The following is a 15703-nucleotide window of genomic DNA, read 5'->3' on the forward strand; positions in this document are numbered from 1 at the left end:
GGGCGACGCCTAAAACCAGAACCAATCCGAAAATCAATCGCATGTCCTGTCCTTTCGCTTACGTGACCGGCCGGGCCGATCGATACACTCGTCGTCCCGACCAGCGTGGTGCCAGATTGCGGCAGAATTGGGGACAAAGAAGGAAAACTGGAAGAATTTGTCTGATCGCCGCAACAGGGCGGCGGAGAATGGCAAGGGGCGCGCCGATGTCCGGTGCGCCCCTTGTTTTACTTACTGGCCAGCGCCGGCTTACGAGCCGCTGTGGTCCAGGATGGTGGTCGTGCCCAGCTCGGTCGAGATGGTGTCGGCCAGGGTGGTGGTACCGCCCGAAACCGAAGTCAGCACGGCGATGCCGAGGCCGACGATGGCAGCAGTCAGCACGACCCAGTCAACCGTCACGGCGCCGGATTCGTCTTTGAAGAATTTGTTGAACAGTTTCATGGTGGTGTCTCCGTCAAGAGTTTAGCGTATTTGGTGTTTTCAGCTGGATCAGCCGGTTTACGAGCCGCTCTGGTCCAGGATGGTGGTCGTGCCCAGCTCGGTCGAGATGGTGTCGGCCAGGGTGGTGGTACCGCCCGAAACCGAGGTCAGCACGGCGATGCCGAGGCCGACGATGGCAGCGGTCAGCACGACCCAGTCAACGGTCACGGCGCCGGATTCGTCTTTGAAAAATTTGTTGAACAGTTTCATGGTGTGTCCCTCCGATGGGTGTTCAGTCTGTGTCAGTTTGACCGAGCTCTTCTTGAACCGCCTGAGATCCGGTCCGTTCGCTGCTTGGTTTGGGTACATAAAGCCCATTGATTGGGGCAGGATTTGGGCGGCTTTCGTACGTTTTTGCGTAAGAAGTCATTGCGCGGCAAATTCATAGTAAGTAGCTGAAAACAAACAAAATAAAAGTTAACAAAATTTAATTAGTATTACTTTTTGCCGGATTTCCCGACCAATTCCGGCGCGGAAAAAGCAGGAAAAACTGGCCCTTTTATCTCGAGTCTGCGATGTTTTTCCAAAATGATAGGCCCGGGGCAGACGAGTGAGGCGCGCATGCGTCGTTTTCTTCATATGTGTATGATATTTTCCACTTTCGGCGTGGCTCCAGCCTTGGCAGAGGGGCCGGAGCCCTGGCCGGACTTCACCTTCAAGCGGGTGGGGATCCCCGAGCCGGGGCAGCGCGGGCCGCGTATCACCGTTCAGGTGGATCCGGTCGCGCCCGCGCCCGAAGCGCCGGCCGTGCCCCGGGCGGAGGGTCCGGCCTTGCCCGCCTCCGGGTGGGATTGGTTCTGGTCCACTGTACAGACCGAAAGCACCCAGGGCGGGGCCCAGAACATGGCGCGCGCGCTGGCCGCTCTTGATGGGCGCGAGGCACTGCCGCAGCCGCGCCTGCAACACCTGCAGGACATTGCCGCCGCTCACGGCGCCGCGATCCTGCGCGCCACGGTGGGCACCGATGTCAGCCCGGCCCTGGTCGTGGCGGTGATCGCGGTGGAAAGCTCGGGCCATTCCGGCGCACAAAGCGACAAGGGCGCGCAGGGGCTGATGCAGCTCATCCCCGCAACCGCCGCGCGTTTCGGGGTCGAGGATGCCACCGACCCGGCGCAGAACATCGCGGGTGGGGTGAAATACCTGTCCTGGCTGCTGGGACATTTCGATCGCGACGTGATCCTGGCGCTGGCGGGCTACAACGCCGGCGAGAACGCTGTCCGGAAATATGCCGGCGTTCCCCCCTATCCCGAAACGCGCGCCTATGTGCCCAGGGTGCTGGCCGCCTGGCAGGTGGCGCGCGGCCTCTGCCTGACCCGGCCGGAACTGATTACCGACGGTTGCGTCTTCGCGGTGCGGGAGGCCTCGAATGGCTGACGGAAAACCGCTGGTTCTGGATGTCGACGGCACCTTTCTGCGCACCGACATGTTGGTCGAAAGCTTCTGGGCGGGCATGGGAAAGCGCCCGCTGGCCACGCTTGCCGCATCGCTGCGCAATCTGGGAAACCGGCCCCGGCTGAAGGCCGAACTGGCCCGGATCGGTCAGCCGCGCACGGATCTGATGCCAGTGAAACCCGAAATTGCCGAACTGGCCCGGGTGGCCCGGGGGGAAGGGCGCGAGGTTGTCTTTGCTTCGGCCTCGGACCGGGGGTTGGTGGAACAGTTGGCCGCCGATCACGGGCTGGAGGGGCGGGTGTTCGGCTCCGAAGCCGGCGTGAACCTCAAAGGCGTGGCCAAGGCCGAAGCCCTGGTCGCCGCCTATGGCGAGGGAGGGTTCGACTATGCGGGCAACGAAGCCGCCGACCGCGCGGTCTGGGAGCGCGCCGATACCGCCATCGTTGTCGGCGACGCGGGCTCCGCCCGGGCGCTGGCTGCCGCGGGCAAACCGGTGCAAAGCTACGATGGTGCCTGGCGCTGGAGCGATCTGGCCCGCGCCCTTCGCCCCCATCAATGGGTCAAGAACATCCTGCTTCTGCTGCCGATGGTGGCCGCGCATGACTTTACCTGGGCCACGCTGGGCATGGTGATCCTGGGCATGATCTGTTTCTCGGCCGCCGCCTCGTCCATCTACGTGGCCAATGATCTGCTGGACCTGGAAGCCGACCGGCTGCACGAGAGCAAGTGCCGCCGCCCCTTTGCGGGCGGATCGGTGCCCCTGATCGTGGGCATGGCGGCAGGGGCTGGCGCGGGGACGGTGGCCTTGGCGGGCTCGGCGTTGCTGGGCCCCGGGATGCTGTCGATCACCGGATTCTACATGCTGCTGTCGCTGGCCTATTCGCTGCGTCTCAAGCGGTTTCGCTGGATCGATATCGTAATCCTGGCGGGGCTGTACACTCTGCGCGTGGTGGCTGGCGCGGCCGTGACGGGCCTGAGCGTTTCGGGCTTTCTGATCGGGGTCATCTTCCCCGCATTTGTAGCTCTTGGCGCGGTGAAACGCCTGACCGAAGTGACGAGGGCCGAGACCGACGAGCGCCTGCCCGGTCGCGGCTATGCGCGCGGGGACCGGTCGAAACTTCTGAACCTGGCGCTCGCAGGCGTGGCAGGGGCGGTGCTGTCCTTTCTGGCCTACGGGTTCTCCCCCCAGGCGATCGGGCTTTATCCCGACCGTGTGTTTCTCTGGCTGGCGGCGCTGCCGATGCTCCTGTGGCTGATCCGCATGGTGCGGCTGGGCTACGAAGGGCGGCAGGATTACGACCCGATCCTTTTTGCCATGCGCGACAAACGCGGCATCGGGCTGTTGTTGATCTGCCTGGCCTCGCTATTCTTTGCCTCGGGCCTGTGGGAAGGCGTGTTCTGAGGCGCGCGCCTGTTCAGATCGACAGTTTCTTGAACACCGGTTCCGGGATCAGGCGGATGATCAGCATGATCCAGCGCCAGAAGAAGGGGGTGTAGATTACGTTGCGCCCCTTGGCGGCCGCCCTGAGAATGTCCCGCGCCACCGCGTCGGGCGAGGCGACCAGGAACATGCCTTCGATGCCCCAGGTCATCGCCGTATCGACAAAGCCGGGTTTCACCGTGATCACATGGCCGCCCGCGCGGTTAAGGCGGTTTCGCAGCCCCGAAAGGTAAGTCGCAAACCCCGCCTTGGCCGCGCCATAGACATAGTTGCCGACCCGCCCGCGATCTCCGGCGACCGAGCCCACGCCGACGATCGTGCCCGCGCCGCGCGCTTCGATCTCCGGGGCCAGCATGTGCAACAGGTGGGCAGGGCCGGTGAAATTGTCGCGCACGGTGCCGTCGATCAGGCCGGGATCCGCGTCGATTGCAGATTGCTCCGGCATGGAGCCCACGAAAACGGCCGCGTTCAGCACACCGGGCTCCGTGCGGCCGCGTTCGACAAGGGCGTCGAACCCGGACGGGGTGCGCGCGTCGAAGGGCAGGGCCTCGGCCCGGCCGCCGCGTGCCACCAGATCGGCGGCGGTCTTGCGCATGTCCTCCATGTCCCGCCCCGCAAGCAGCACGGTCGCGCCTTCGGCGCTGACCCGCCGGGCAAAGGCGCGGGCCATAGAACTGGTGGCGCCCAGGATGATCCAGGTGTGGCTGTCGCTCATCTCGCGCTCCTCAGGGTCAGGCGGCGGGTCATGTCGGTCTCATAGGCGCCGTCGGGGTCGGCCTTGGCGGTCTCGGCCACCCAATCGCCATGTTCGGAATACATCGCCTTGATCGCCTCGCCATGGGCCAGCGCATCCTTGGCCAGGTAAAGCCGCCCACCCGCCTGGCGGCAAAGCTGTTCAAGCTGGTCGATCAGCGCCTCAATCCCGTCGCGGGCGGGGAAATCGACAGCGAGCGTATAGCCCTCCATCGGGAAGGACATATGCCCGGCACGCCCCGGACCCAGCCGTTTCAGCACGGCAAGGGGCGAGGCCAGGTGGGCCTCGGCGATCTCGACCAGTATCTCGCGCAATGCCGCCACCTGATCCAGCGGCACGACACATTGGAACTGGTGAAAACCGCGCTTGCCATAAAGCCGGTTCCAGTCGTGGATCTTGTCCAGCGGGAAGAAGAAATCGTCGATCCGGCGGGTGCGTGCGCGCCCCTCGCCGGGCGGAATGCGCCCGTAATAGGCGGCGTTGAACAGCCGCACCACGGGGGGCGAAAGGGCAAAGCCGGGCGCGTCCATCGGCACTTTGCGGCTGTGCGATCTGGGGGGCGTGTCGCCGCGGGTCAACTGCGCCTCTTCCAGAACACCGCGGCCCAGGTGGGCGCCGGTGGCGGCGGCGTCGATCCAGCCGACCACGTAGTCGGCCTGACTGCCGTCCAGCGCGCGGATGAAATCCTCGAAACATTCGATACGGCGTTCCCTGACCTCGAGCACGGTGCCGGGGCAGGGTTTCAGCTGCAGTTTCAGCTGCGCAATCACGCCGGTCTGACCAAGACCGCCCATGGTGGCACGAAACAGGGATTTGTTGCGGTTCGGCGTGGCCACAACGCGCCTGTCGCCCTGCATCAGCGTCACGGACAGCACATGCTGGCCGAAACTGCCCGCCACATGGTGGTTCTTGCCGTGCACATCCATTGCCGCGCAGCCGCCCAGCGTGGCCCGGCCGGTGCCCGGCATCACCGCGGGCAGCCAGCCCTGCGGCGCGGTCACGTGGGCCAGCGCGCCGATGGTCAGCCCTGCCTCGGCCTCGAGGACGCCGGTCTGTCTGTCGAAACTCAGGATGCGGTCCATCCGGGTCATGTCCACGGCGTGGCCATCTCCGTTCAGGCAGGCATCGCCATACGAGCGGCGGTTGCCGACCCCGGGGGCGGGCGTGTCGGCAAGCGTTGCCGACAGTGTCGAGAGCCGTTCCGGGCGGGCCACCTGGCTGGTTGCCCTGTGTACGCGGCCCCAGCCGGTGCATTCCACGGTGTTCCAACGCATCGGCGCGCCCCTCTCTTTTCGATTGTTGCCGGTCTAGCGACGGATTGGGGCAAGATTATGAAATTGGTTCGGGAATGGGAACGCTTTTGGACCAGGGACAATCTCCTGGCGTCGAGCGGGGGTGAAACTCGGGAACATGCAGCTGGAAACTGAAGCCAGGTGGCCGGTAAAGGCGCACCGGACAAAGGCCCGACAGAGGCTTTCGTTCAGGTGCAAACCCAAGATGCGGCCTTCCGTAATGGGTTGAGCCCGTGAAACAAAAAAGGCGAGCCCCGGTGAGGGCTCGCCCGTTTTCCGAGGTGTGTGACGATCAGTCCTGACCTTCTTCCTCCTCCGCTGCCAGTTGCTCGAAGATGCGCCGCGCGGTTTCGTTGACGCCCACCCGCCCGTCGACACGGACACTCTGGGTCGACACGATTTCAGCGCCGCCGCCGAGGATATGCCGTTCGAGGGTCTTGTCGTTGTCTTCCCGCGCCTTGGCCAGAAGGATGAGTTCATGGGTCGAGTACATGCCCGGCTCGACACCCAGGCTCCGGGCCAACTGATCGTTCCCAGGCATCATGTCGAAGCTCTGCGTCGACACAACTGCGGCGCCACCGCCAAGGACATGCCGTTCAAAGGTTCTGTCGTTGTCTTCCCGTGCCTTGGCCAGCAGGATGAGTTCGGAGGTCGAATACATGCCGGGCTCGACGCCCAGGCTTCTTGCCAATTGCTCATTGGCGAATGCCGGGGCCGCGAATGCCAGGATGAGGGCTGAAGTAAGTGCAAAGCGTTTCATTGGTCGATCCTTTCCAAATCGGTCAAAGTTGTCGAAAGGTCACGGCCGCTGTCGGGCGTGCCTCTGGGCATGAGTCTTAAAGGAAAGCTGGTAAACCCGAGCGCAAGAGCCTGTGAGCACACTCTCAGTTGTTGTCCGGTGATCAACAGGTGATCTCCCTTCCCCCGAGCGCCTGAAAACGGCGCGCGCGATTGGGTGTCACTTGCCCTGTCTGCTTCGCCGCGATCCCGGAAGTCGCGCGAAAACAAAAAAGGGCCCCCGGATGGGAGCCCTTTGCGAATGTGCGTCAGGGGGCCTCAGACGATGGCCGCTTCGGTCTTGGCAATCACCTCTTCGCGGGTCACGCCGGGGGCGAGTTCCACGATGTGCAACCCGTTGTGTTCCACCTGGAACACGCAGAGGTCGGTGATGATCATGTCGACCACGCCCTTGCCGGTCAGCGGCAGGGTGCATTCCTTCAGCACCTTGGTTTCACCGTGCTTGTTGCAATGGTCCATGACCACGATCACGCGGCCCACGCCAGCGACCAGGTCCATCGCGCCGCCCATGCCCTTGACCAGCTTGCCGGGGATCATCCAGTTCGCCAGGTCGCCGTTCTCGGCCACTTCCATCGCGCCCAGGATCGCCATGGCGATCTTGCCGCCGCGGATCATGCCGAAGCTCATCGAACTGTCGAAATAGGCGGTCTGGGGCAGTTCGGTAATGGTCTGCTTGCCGGCGTTGATCAGGTCGGCGTCAATCTCGTCCTCGGTCGGGAAGGGGCCCATGCCCAGCATGCCGTTTTCCGATTGCAGCGTGACGCTGACGCCCTCGGGGATGTGGTTGGACACCAGGGTCGGAATGCCGATCCCAAGGTTCACATACATGCCGTCTTCCAGCTCTTTTGCCGCGCGGGCGGCCATTTGGTTGCGATCCCATGCCATGGTCTCAGCCCTCCCGGATGGTGCGTTGTTCGATGCGCTTCTCGTGCTCGCCCTGGATGATGCGATGCACGTAGATGCCGGGCAGGTGGATCGCGTCGGGATCCAGCGAGCCGGTCGGCACGATCTCTTCGACCTCGACCACGCAGGTCTTGCCGCACATGGCGGCCGGCGGGTTGAAGTTGCGCGCGGTCTTGCGGAAGATCAGGTTGCCGGTTTCGTCGGCTTTCCAGGCTTTCACGATCGACAGGTCCGCGAAGATGCCTTCCTCGAGGATGTAGTCCTCGCCACCCCAGCTTTTTACTTCCTTGCCCTCGGCAATCACGGTGCCCACGCCGGTCTTGGTGTAGAAACCGGGGATGCCGTGACCTGCGGCGCGCATGCGCTCGGCCAGGGTGCCCTGCGGGTTGAATTCCAGCTCCAGTTCACCGGACAGATACTGGCGCATGAATTCGGCGTTTTCGCCCACGTAGGACGAGATCATCTTCTTTACCTGCCGCGTCTGCAAGAGGATGCCGATGCCGAAATCATCCACGCCCGCGTTGTTCGAGGCAAAAGTCAGATCCTTTGTGCCCGCGTCGCGAATGGCGCCCAGCAGAAGCTCGGGGATGCCGCAGAGGCCAAAGCCCCCGGCGGCGATCAGCATGCCGTCCTGCAAAAGCCCGTCGAGGGCCTCGGCGGCGGAGCCGTATACCTTGTTCATGAAAGTGTCCTCACGTCAGTTCCGCGCCATTTCTGGCGGCTGGCAGGACGCGAGTCAATGAAATGGGCCCCTCTGACGGTTGGGAGGGTATTTCTACCTATCCGGCACCAGGGTAGCCTGCGTGATCGGCAGAGGGGCGACGAACACCGGGCGCGGAGGTGCCGCGGCCAGGGTCAGCTCGCGCCAGTCAGGGATCAGGTTCAGCATCGCGGGCAGGCCGATCCCGGCGGGGTAGGTTGCCTGGTGCCAGGTGATCAGCCCCATGAGTGCGAGCGCCAGGTTCAGCCGCCGCGCCGGGTGCCATCGCCAGGCCAGCGTCAGGTGGGCCAGTATCGGAAGGGTGAGCATCAGGAAATGCGGCGTCGGCACCGTGTTGCCCGGGGCGGACAGCATGACCCGCCGTCCCAGCGGGGTTTCATGAGACCAGACCACGTAGAAGGTCATCAGCGCGGCAAAACCCACCGTGATCGTCGCCGCCCAGAGCCAGGGGCGCAGGTCACGTGAGGGGAGGGGCGGGGCATCGGCCATGCCTCCACCCTGTCACGCCGATCTTAAAAGCCGGTTAAGCCTTCTTGGCCACCGCTTTCTTCTTCGGCGCCGCCTTCTTTCGCGCGGGCTTCTTCTTGGCGGCCTTCTCGGCGATCCAGCCCACGGCCATCTCCATGGTCACGTCCTCGGGCTTCACGTCCTTCGGGATGGTCGCATTGACCTTTTCCCATTTCACGTAGGGTCCGTAACGCCCTTCCATGACATTGACCGGCCCGCCGCTGTCCGGGTGATCACCCAGTTCCTTCAGCGGTTTGGCCGCCGCGGATCGGCCCCGTCCCGGGTTGGCGCGTTTCTCGGCCAGCATTTCGACCGCGCGGTTCATGCCGATCTCGAACACATCCGTCTGGTCCTTGAGGTTCACATAGACCGGTTTCGCCTCGCCTTCCGCCTGGTGCATGATATAGGGACCGAAGCGGCCGAAGTTCGATTTCACCTCGCCGCCTTCCGGGTGCATGCCCACGATACGCGGCAGCGACAGCAGGGTCAGCGCCTTTTCCAGCGTCATGTCATCCTTGTCCCAACCCTTGGGCAGGGAGGCGCGCGGCGGTTTCTTGTTCTCGGGCGTGGGTTCGCCGCGCTGCACATAGGGGCCGAAACGGCCGGATTTCAGCCAGATCTCGTCGCCCGCATCCTCGCCCAGCACGCGTTCGTCGCCTTCCGCGCCTTCCCCGGCGATTGGACGGGTGTAGTTGCATTCCGGGTAATTGCCGCAGCCGACGAAGCCGCCGGTGCGCGAGGTCTTCAGGTGCAGTTGGCCGGTGCCGCATTTCGGGCAGATGCGCGGGTCCGACCCGTCCTCGCGCGGCGGGTAGAGCTGTGGGGCCAGCGCTTCGTCGAGCTTTGACAGCACTTCGGAAATCCGCAGCTCGGAGGTCTCGCCGATCGCCGCCGAGAAATCCCGCCAGAACCGGCTGAGCACATCCTTGTAGCCCATGTCGCCGGCCGAGATCTCGTCCAGCTCCTCTTCCAGGTTGGCGGTGAACTCGTACCCAACGTATTTGCGGAAAAAGTTCATCAGGAAGATGGTGACGATACGCCCCTTGTCCTCGGGGAACAGGCGGTTCTTGTCCTTGCGGACATATTCGCGGTCCTGGATCGTGGTAATCACGCTGGCATAGGTCGAGGGACGGCCGATGCCCAGCTCTTCCATTCGCTTGACCAGGGTCGCCTCGGTGTAACGCGGCGGCGGCTGGGTGAAATGCTGTTCGGGGCTGACCACGCGTTTCTCGGCCGCCTCGCCCTCCGTCAGCTGGGGCAGGCGTTTGTCGTCGTCATCAACCACGGAGTCGTCGCGGCCTTCCTCGTAGACCTTCAGGAAGCCTTCGAACAGCACCACCTGGCCGGTGGCGCGCAGCACGACTTCACCGTCATCCGAGGCGATATCCACAGAAGTGCGTTCCAGCCGCGCCGAGGCCATCTGGCTTGCCAGGGTGCGTTTCCAGATCAGGTCGTAGAGCTTGCGTTGATCGGGCTCCAGCCGGGCCAGATCGGTTGCCGCGACGGTCATGTCCGTGGGGCGGATACATTCGTGCGCTTCCTGCGCGTTCTTCGCCTTGTTCTTGTAGATGCGCGGGCTGTCAGGCACGAATTCCGCGCCATAACGATCCTTGATCGCATCGCGCGCGGCGGTCACGGCTTCGGGGGCCATGTCGATCCCGTCGGTCCGCATATAGGTGATGTAGCCGGCCTCATAGAGGCGCTGGGCGGTCGACATCGTCTGACGCGCGCCGAAGCCGAACTTGCGGCTGGCTTCCTGTTGCAGGGTCGAGGTCATGAAGGGCGGCGAGGGGTTGCGTGCTGCCGGTTTCGCCTCGACCGATCTGACGGTCAGGTCGCGCGACCTGATCGCCTGCACTGCCATTTCGGCGGCGGTGGAGTTCTCAAGGTCGTAGCGTTCCAGCTTCTTGCCGGCCAGATGGGTCAGTCGCGCCTCGTATTCCTGGCCGCGCGGCGAGGTCAGAGCTGCCTTCACCGACCAGTATTCGCGGGCGTTGAAGGCTTCGATCTCCTGTTCACGTTCGACGATCAGGCGCAGGCAGACCGACTGCACACGACCGGCCGAGCGCGCGCCGGGCAGTTTGCGCCACAGAACCGGGCTCAGGTTGAAGCCGACCAGATAGTCCAGCGCACGGCGTGCCAGATAGGCGTCAACCAGATCCTGATCCACGCCGCGCGGGTTTTGCATCGCTTCGGTGACGGCGGATTTGGTGATCGCGTTGAAGACCACGCGGCTGACCGGCGTGTCCTTCTTCACCGCGCGCCGCTTGCGCAGCGCTTCCTCCAGGTGCCAGGAAATCGCTTCCCCCTCGCGGTCGGGGTCGGTGGCGAGGATCAGGTTGTTGTCGTCCTTCAGCGCGTCGGCGATGGCCTTGACGTGTTTGCGCGAGTCGTAGCCGACCTCCCAGGTCATGTCGAACCCGTTGTCGGTGTCGACGGATCCGTCCTTCGCAGGCAGGTCGCGCACGTGCCCATAAGAGGCCAGCACCGTATAGTCCTTGCCCAGGTACTTGTTGATGGTTTTGGCCTTGGCCGGGCTTTCGACGACAACGACGGGCATTCTTATCCTCTCGACTCACATCTGACCCGGTTCAAGGGCCGGGCGTTCTGACGGGCTAGATGTGTCGGGAGGGGGCGGCTTGTCAATGGCCGCACTCCTTATAATAGGGGGGCTTTGGCCGCGCCCCCGTAGGGGGCGGGAAAAAACGCGATTGTGCGGGCGGGGTGCGGAACATTCCCCGAACACCTCTTTTCACCCGGCCACCGGGTTGCTAAGGGTGGACCATGAGCAGCCCCGATGATGACGACCTGATCGATGCCGGCGATTCCCGCGTGCCCCTGTCGCAACGTGCGATGGGCATGGTGTCTGCGCGTGCGGATTTTCCCTATCTGGACGAGCTGAACCCGGCGCAACGCGAGGCGGTCGAGGCGCTGGACGGGCCGGTCCTGATGCTGGCCGGTGCGGGGACCGGCAAGACCAAGGCGCTAATGGCTAGGATTGCGCATCTCATTGAGACCAAAAAGGCTTGGTCGAGCCAAATATTGGCGGTTACTTTCACAAACAAAGCCGCGCGTGAGATGAAGGACCGGCTGGAAAAAACTCCTTACAACCAGAAAGAACCCATCAGGTGGATGGGCACTTTCCACGCGCTTTCCGCCAAACTTCTACGTCGACATGCTGAGCTTGTCGGCCTCAAATCAAACTTTACCATTCTCGACACTGATGACCAAATTCGGTTGCTGAAACAGCTTATTGTTGCGGAAAACATTGACGAAAAACGATGGCCCCCGCGCCTGTTGGCGGGCATTATTGATACATGGAAAAACCTTGCTTTAACACCAGACAAGGTTCCAGCCTCCGAAGCTGCCGCCTTCAATGAACGGGGCATCGAACTCTATGCCCAATATCAGGAGCGGCTGAAAAACCTTAACGCTACGGATTTTGGCGATCTCATTATGCATATGGTGTCGGTTTTTCAGAACAATGAAGATATTCTTCGAGGTTATCAACAGCGGTTCCGCTACATCCTTGTGGACGAATACCAGGACACAAACGTGGCCCAGTATATGTGGCTGCGCCTGCTGGCGGGCGGGCACAGGAACATCTGCTGCGTGGGCGATGACGACCAGTCGATCTATGGCTGGCGCGGCGCCGAAGTGGGCAATATCCTCAAGTTCGAAAAGGATTTTCCCGGCGCCAAGGTGGTGCGGCTTGAGCAGAACTACCGCTCGACCCCGCATATTCTGGGCGCGGCCTCGGGAGTCATTCGCGGCAACGAGAACCGGCTGGGCAAGGAACTCTGGACCGACAAGACCGACGGCGAAAAGGTCCGCCTGATCGGCCATTGGGACGGCGAAGAGGAAGCGCGCTGGGTTGGGGAAGAGATCGAGGCCCTGCAGCGCGGTACGCGCGGCATGGCGCCGAAATCATTGGACGATATGGCGATCCTCGTCCGCGCCAGCCACCAGATGCGCGCGTTTGAGGACCGGTTCCTGACCATCGGCCTGCCCTATCGCGTGATCGGCGGTCCGCGTTTCTATGAGCGGATGGAGATCCGCGATGCCATGGCCTATTTCCGCCTTGCGGTCAGCCAGGACGACGACCTGGCCTTCGAGCGTATCGTCAACACGCCCCGCCGGGGGCTCGGCGACAAGGCGGTGCAGACGATCCAGATGACCGCGCGCCAGAACGGTGTCTCGCTGGTCGAAGGCGCGCGAATCTGCGCCTCGGACGGGCTGATCAAGGGCAAGGGCGGCAAATCGCTTGGCCAACTGGTGGCGCAGCTGGATCGTTGGGCCGCCATCGTGCACCTGCACGCGCAGCCTGCGACCGACGATGATGCCGTGGTGGAGGACGACGGCACGCCGATGCTGAACCTCGGCGACCTGCCGGCCGACCTGCCCAAGACCCATATCGAACTGGCCGAGGTCATTCTGGACGAAAGCGGCTACACCGCCATGTGGCAGAACGACAAGACGCCTGAGGCGCCCGGACGGCTGGAGAACCTCAAGGAGCTGGTCAAGGCCCTGGAAAGCTTTGAGAATCTGCAAGGGTTCCTGGAGCACGTCAGTCTGATTATGGACAATGACTCCGAGGAGGCCGAGGAGAAGGTCACGATCATGACGCTCCACGCCGCCAAGGGTCTGGAATACCCCGCCGTCTTCCTGCCGGGCTGGGAGGACGGGCTGTTCCCGTCACAACGCTCGATGGATGAAACCGGCCTGAAGGGGCTCGAAGAGGAACGCCGGCTGGCCTATGTCGGCATTACCCGCGCCGAGGAGGTCTGCACCATTTCTTTCGCTCAGAACCGCCTGGTTTATGGCCAATGGCAGAGCCAGCTGCCCTCGCGTTTCATCGACGAACTGCCGGAGGAACACGTCGTGGTGGTTCCGTCCTCCTCGGGTCTCTACAGGAACATGTCAGGCGGGGGCGGCGGTCCTTCGCAACTGGAAGAACGCGCCCACCGCGCGGATGCCTACAATTCGCCGGGTTGGAAACGCATGTCCCGGAAAGGCGGCCTGCGTCGCAAATCTCCGCCGAACGAGGGGCGCAACGTGGTGATCGACCTGGAGGCGGTCAGCGCTTTTACCGCTGGCGACCGGGTGTTTCACACCAAGTTCGGTTATGGCACGGTGATGGAGATCGAAGGCGACAAGCTGGACATCGAGTTCGACAAGGCCGGGGCCAAGAAAGTCGTCGCGAAATTCATCGTGCCCGCGGCCAAGGCGGGCGACGTGCCCTTCTGACGCCGTGCCATGGGAGCGCCCCTTTCGAGATCCACATGAATTCGCAGGTGCGTAAACCTGTCCTTAGCTGTTTTTCGCCATCCTCCCTTTCAGCAAGTGTGGGGATGCGCGCATGGCAATCGAAGCTGCAGACAGCCAGTTCAGCGTTGCGACTGGCGGGAATGTGAATACCTCCGGCGGGTCCAGCGCCTTCGACGGGCCGCCATCGGACACGACCGGCCTGAACGTGACGCCGAACGCAGGCGATCCGAGCCCCTATCAGTTCACTCCCGGCGAAACCTACGACCTGGAATATACCGACCCTTCGGGAAAAACCGTGACCTTGGAGGATGCCGGGGTTTTGCGCTCGGACACCTACAGCGGTGGCGTGAATGTCGTTGTGTTCGAGGGCGAGGATCAGGATGGCAACACGGTGCAGGTCTGCTGGGCGCCGGACTATGACCTTCAGGGCTGGTATGACCAGGCGGAGGACCGGGGGACGCCGCGCTTCTACACGGCGGATCAGCTTGGCACGACCTATGGTCATGTCTGCCTTGCCGCCCGGACGTTGATCGAAACCCCGCGCGGGGCGGTGCAGATCGCGGATCTTCGGCGGGGTGACAGGGTTGTCACCCTGGATGGCCCCTCCGAGCCGGTGACATGGATCGGGCGCCGTCAGGTGGCCGGGATTGGCCCGGCGGCACCGATACGCTTTGCGCCGGGAGCGATCGGAAACCACCGCCCGCTGCGCCTGTCCGGTCAGCACCGGGTGCTGCTGGTCCATCCGCTGGCCGATCTGCTGTATGACAGTTCCGAAGTACTTGTCCCGGCGAAGTCCCTGATCAACGGCGATACGATCCGTTGCGAACCCTGCCCTCAAGTCACCTGGATGAATCTGGCGACATCCTCCCACGCGCTGATCCGCGCCGAAGGCGCCGCGGTGGAAACGCTCTGGCTGGGCGAGGTGGCGCGCAATGTGCTGGGGGAGGCCGGGCAGATCGCGGCCAACTATCCCGACCTGTCCGGCGCCGGGCGTCCCGACCAGCTGTCGGTGCGCCCGATGCTGCGCCACCGGGAGGCATTGGAGCTACTGTCCCTGATCCACGGGCGCGACCTGCGCCCGGCGCGGCAGCTCTCGTTGCTGTAACCCCACATCCGAAAACGAAAAAAAACGGCGACGCCCGGGAGGAGGTGGGCGCCGCCGTTCTTCATGTGCCGTGGCGCCCAGGGAGGAGGAGAGGGCGCTCCGGCGTCCCGCTTCGCCCCAGGGAGGAGGAGAGGGCCTTGCGGTATCTGTTGAGCGGCGGGCCAGGGAGGAGGAGAGGCCCGCCGCCAATCCGATCACCCCAGGGAGGAGGAGGGGCGTCGGTATCTGTTGAGCGGCGGGGCCAGGGTGGCGGAGCGGCCCCGCCGCCAATCCGAACGACCCAGGGAGGAGGAGAGGGCCTTCGGTATCCGGTACGGCGGGATCTGGGAGGAGGTAGATCCCGCCGCCAGTCTCAGACGCCCCAGGGAGGAGGAGGGGGCATCCGATCTTGGAATTCTGTGCGGCGGGACCAGGGAGGAGGAGAGGTCCCGCCGACAATCACGGGCGTGTCTGGGAGGAGGTAGAAACGCCCGATCCGTGTTCCTTACTTGCCGTAGGCGGCGTGCCAGGCGATATGCCGGATCTCGCTACGGGTGATGCCCAGGTCGGCCAGTTCGCGGCCGGACAGTTGGTTCCGTTCGCGTACGGTTCCGGTGAACAGCCTGCGCTGGGCGCGGGCCGCTTGCAGCTGCTTCCAAAGGGCGGTCAGCCGGTCGGCGACACGGGTTTCGGAAGTGTTGTATTCGGTTGCGTAAGCCATGGGCTCTCTCGTTCTCTTGTCGGGTGCGCACTGGGCGCAGAGGGTCTGGTAGCGCTAGCGTGTTGCGCTGTTGAGAAGAAAATGGGGGCTATGCTGCAGATGCACAATCCCGGAAAAGAGAAATGCTGCTATGCAGAAAATGCATGCCTTCATTTGACCCAAGGTCATGTGATTTCAGCGGGTTAACCTGTCGCTTTTCGCACGTGAAACGCCGCATATTCGGGCAGGGTGCCGCATGCTGTGGCATCTTGCCTCGGGCATTTGGTCGCGTGGGCTTGTTCTTGATGCAAAAGGCGGCAAGTAATGGCGCACGAACAGGCAGCTTGATATGGCACGGAGAAA

14 protein-coding genes are annotated in these 15703 nt (G+C 63.4%); 4 read left to right on the top strand and 10 right to left on the bottom strand.

Annotated features, from left to right (window positions below):
• Positions 1 to 249: 249 nt before the first annotated feature.
• On the bottom strand, positions 250 to 441 hold the full coding sequence (locus tag Q1V43_RS11760; RefSeq protein WP_300518073.1) for a hypothetical protein: 192 nt from the start codon (positions 439 to 441) through the stop codon (positions 250 to 252).
• Positions 442 to 498: 57 nt separating this feature from the next.
• Positions 499 to 690, bottom strand: a complete 192-nt coding sequence (locus Q1V43_RS11765; RefSeq protein WP_300518076.1) for a hypothetical protein — start codon at positions 688 to 690, stop codon at positions 499 to 501.
• 375 nt (positions 691 to 1065) lie between these two features.
• Here Q1V43_RS11765 and Q1V43_RS11770 point away from each other — a divergent pair, with 375 nt between their 5' ends.
• A complete protein-coding gene (locus tag Q1V43_RS11770) occupies positions 1066 to 1854 on the top strand; it encodes a lytic transglycosylase domain-containing protein (protein ID WP_300518079.1) in 789 nt (262 codons plus the stop codon).
• Positions 1847 to 3274: a UbiA family prenyltransferase gene (locus tag Q1V43_RS11775; protein WP_300518081.1), complete on the top strand. Its 1428-nt coding sequence runs from the start codon at positions 1847 to 1849 to the stop codon at positions 3272 to 3274. The genes Q1V43_RS11770 and Q1V43_RS11775 overlap by 8 nt, the downstream gene beginning before the upstream one ends.
• Positions 3275 to 3287: 13 nt before the next feature.
• Here Q1V43_RS11775 and Q1V43_RS11780 read toward each other — a convergent pair whose 3' ends face one another.
• From Q1V43_RS11780 to topA, 7 genes are all read right to left on the bottom strand, one after another.
• Positions 3288 to 4028, bottom strand: a complete 741-nt coding sequence (locus tag Q1V43_RS11780; RefSeq protein ID WP_300518083.1) for an SDR family oxidoreductase — start codon at positions 4026 to 4028, stop codon at positions 3288 to 3290.
• Positions 4025 to 5341: an FAD-binding oxidoreductase gene (locus Q1V43_RS11785; RefSeq protein WP_300518085.1), complete on the bottom strand. Its 1317-nt coding sequence runs from the start codon at positions 5339 to 5341 to the stop codon at positions 4025 to 4027. The genes Q1V43_RS11780 and Q1V43_RS11785 overlap by 4 nt, the downstream gene beginning before the upstream one ends.
• 310 nt (positions 5342 to 5651) lie before the next feature.
• Complete coding sequence (locus Q1V43_RS11790) at positions 5652 to 6119, bottom strand: hypothetical protein (RefSeq protein WP_300518088.1); 468 nt, start codon at positions 6117 to 6119, stop codon at positions 5652 to 5654.
• 296 nt (positions 6120 to 6415) lie between these two features.
• Positions 6416 to 7042, bottom strand: coding sequence for a CoA transferase subunit B (locus Q1V43_RS11795; protein WP_300518091.1), 627 nt, complete (start codon positions 7040 to 7042; stop codon positions 6416 to 6418).
• A gap of 4 nt (positions 7043 to 7046) precedes the next feature.
• On the bottom strand, positions 7047 to 7742 hold the full coding sequence (locus Q1V43_RS11800; RefSeq protein ID WP_300518094.1) for a CoA transferase subunit A: 696 nt from the start codon (positions 7740 to 7742) through the stop codon (positions 7047 to 7049).
• A 93-nt stretch (positions 7743 to 7835) separates the two neighbouring features.
• Positions 7836 to 8270, bottom strand: a complete 435-nt coding sequence (locus Q1V43_RS11805) for a hypothetical protein (protein ID WP_300518096.1) — start codon at positions 8268 to 8270, stop codon at positions 7836 to 7838.
• Between the two features lie 34 nt (positions 8271 to 8304).
• A complete protein-coding gene (topA, locus tag Q1V43_RS11810) occupies positions 8305 to 10848 on the bottom strand; it encodes a type I DNA topoisomerase (protein ID WP_300518098.1) in 2544 nt (847 codons plus the stop codon).
• Positions 10849 to 11072: 224 nt separating this feature from the next.
• Here topA and Q1V43_RS11815 point away from each other — a divergent pair, with 224 nt between their 5' ends.
• Both Q1V43_RS11815 and Q1V43_RS11820 read left to right on the top strand, forming a co-directional pair.
• Positions 11073 to 13535 (top strand): UvrD-helicase domain-containing protein, encoded by a 2463-nt coding sequence (locus tag Q1V43_RS11815; protein WP_300518100.1) that lies wholly within the window; start codon positions 11073 to 11075, stop codon positions 13533 to 13535.
• Positions 13536 to 13647: 112 nt separating this feature from the next.
• Positions 13648 to 14661, top strand: a complete 1014-nt coding sequence (locus Q1V43_RS11820; protein WP_300518102.1) for a Hint domain-containing protein — start codon at positions 13648 to 13650, stop codon at positions 14659 to 14661.
• A 484-nt stretch (positions 14662 to 15145) separates the two neighbouring features.
• Here the strand turns inward: Q1V43_RS11820 and Q1V43_RS11825 are convergent, their stop codons facing one another.
• Positions 15146 to 15361 carry a DUF1127 domain-containing protein gene (locus Q1V43_RS11825; protein ID WP_300518104.1) on the bottom strand — a complete coding sequence of 72 codons (216 nt, stop codon included), beginning with the start codon at positions 15359 to 15361 and terminating at the stop codon, positions 15146 to 15148.
• Between the last annotated feature and the right edge of the window lie 342 nt (positions 15362 to 15703).

The organism is Aliiroseovarius sp. (genome assembly GCF_030148435.1).
Lineage (GTDB): Bacteria > Pseudomonadota > Alphaproteobacteria > Rhodobacterales > Rhodobacteraceae > JASBTN01.

Excerpts from the sequence above, each read along its gene's own strand:
- Q1V43_RS11760 (WP_300518073.1), bottom strand. The coding sequence starts at position 441 with ATGAAACTGTTCAACAAATTCTTCAAAGACGAATCCGGCGCCGTGACG.
- Q1V43_RS11765 (WP_300518076.1), bottom strand. The coding sequence starts at position 690 with ATGAAACTGTTCAACAAATTTTTCAAAGACGAATCCGGCGCCGTGACC.
- Q1V43_RS11770 (WP_300518079.1), top strand. The coding sequence starts at position 1,066 with ATGATATTTTCCACTTTCGGCGTGGCTCCAGCCTTGGCAGAGGGGCCG.
- Q1V43_RS11775 (WP_300518081.1), top strand. The coding sequence starts at position 1,847 with ATGGCTGACGGAAAACCGCTGGTTCTGGATGTCGACGGCACCTTTCTG.
- Q1V43_RS11780 (WP_300518083.1), bottom strand. The coding sequence starts at position 4,028 with ATGAGCGACAGCCACACCTGGATCATCCTGGGCGCCACCAGTTCTATG.
- Q1V43_RS11785 (WP_300518085.1), bottom strand. The coding sequence starts at position 5,341 with ATGCGTTGGAACACCGTGGAATGCACCGGCTGGGGCCGCGTACACAGG.
- Q1V43_RS11790 (WP_300518088.1), bottom strand. The coding sequence starts at position 6,119 with ATGAAACGCTTTGCACTTACTTCAGCCCTCATCCTGGCATTCGCGGCC.
- Q1V43_RS11795 (WP_300518091.1), bottom strand. The coding sequence starts at position 7,042 with ATGGCATGGGATCGCAACCAAATGGCCGCCCGCGCGGCAAAAGAGCTG.
- Q1V43_RS11800 (WP_300518094.1), bottom strand. The coding sequence starts at position 7,742 with ATGAACAAGGTATACGGCTCCGCCGCCGAGGCCCTCGACGGGCTTTTG.
- Q1V43_RS11805 (WP_300518096.1), bottom strand. The coding sequence starts at position 8,270 with ATGGCCGATGCCCCGCCCCTCCCCTCACGTGACCTGCGCCCCTGGCTC.
- topA (WP_300518098.1), bottom strand. The coding sequence starts at position 10,848 with ATGCCCGTCGTTGTCGTCGAAAGCCCGGCCAAGGCCAAAACCATCAAC.
- Q1V43_RS11815 (WP_300518100.1), top strand. The coding sequence starts at position 11,073 with ATGAGCAGCCCCGATGATGACGACCTGATCGATGCCGGCGATTCCCGC.
- Q1V43_RS11820 (WP_300518102.1), top strand. The coding sequence starts at position 13,648 with ATGGCAATCGAAGCTGCAGACAGCCAGTTCAGCGTTGCGACTGGCGGG.
- Q1V43_RS11825 (WP_300518104.1), bottom strand. The coding sequence starts at position 15,361 with ATGGCTTACGCAACCGAATACAACACTTCCGAAACCCGTGTCGCCGAC.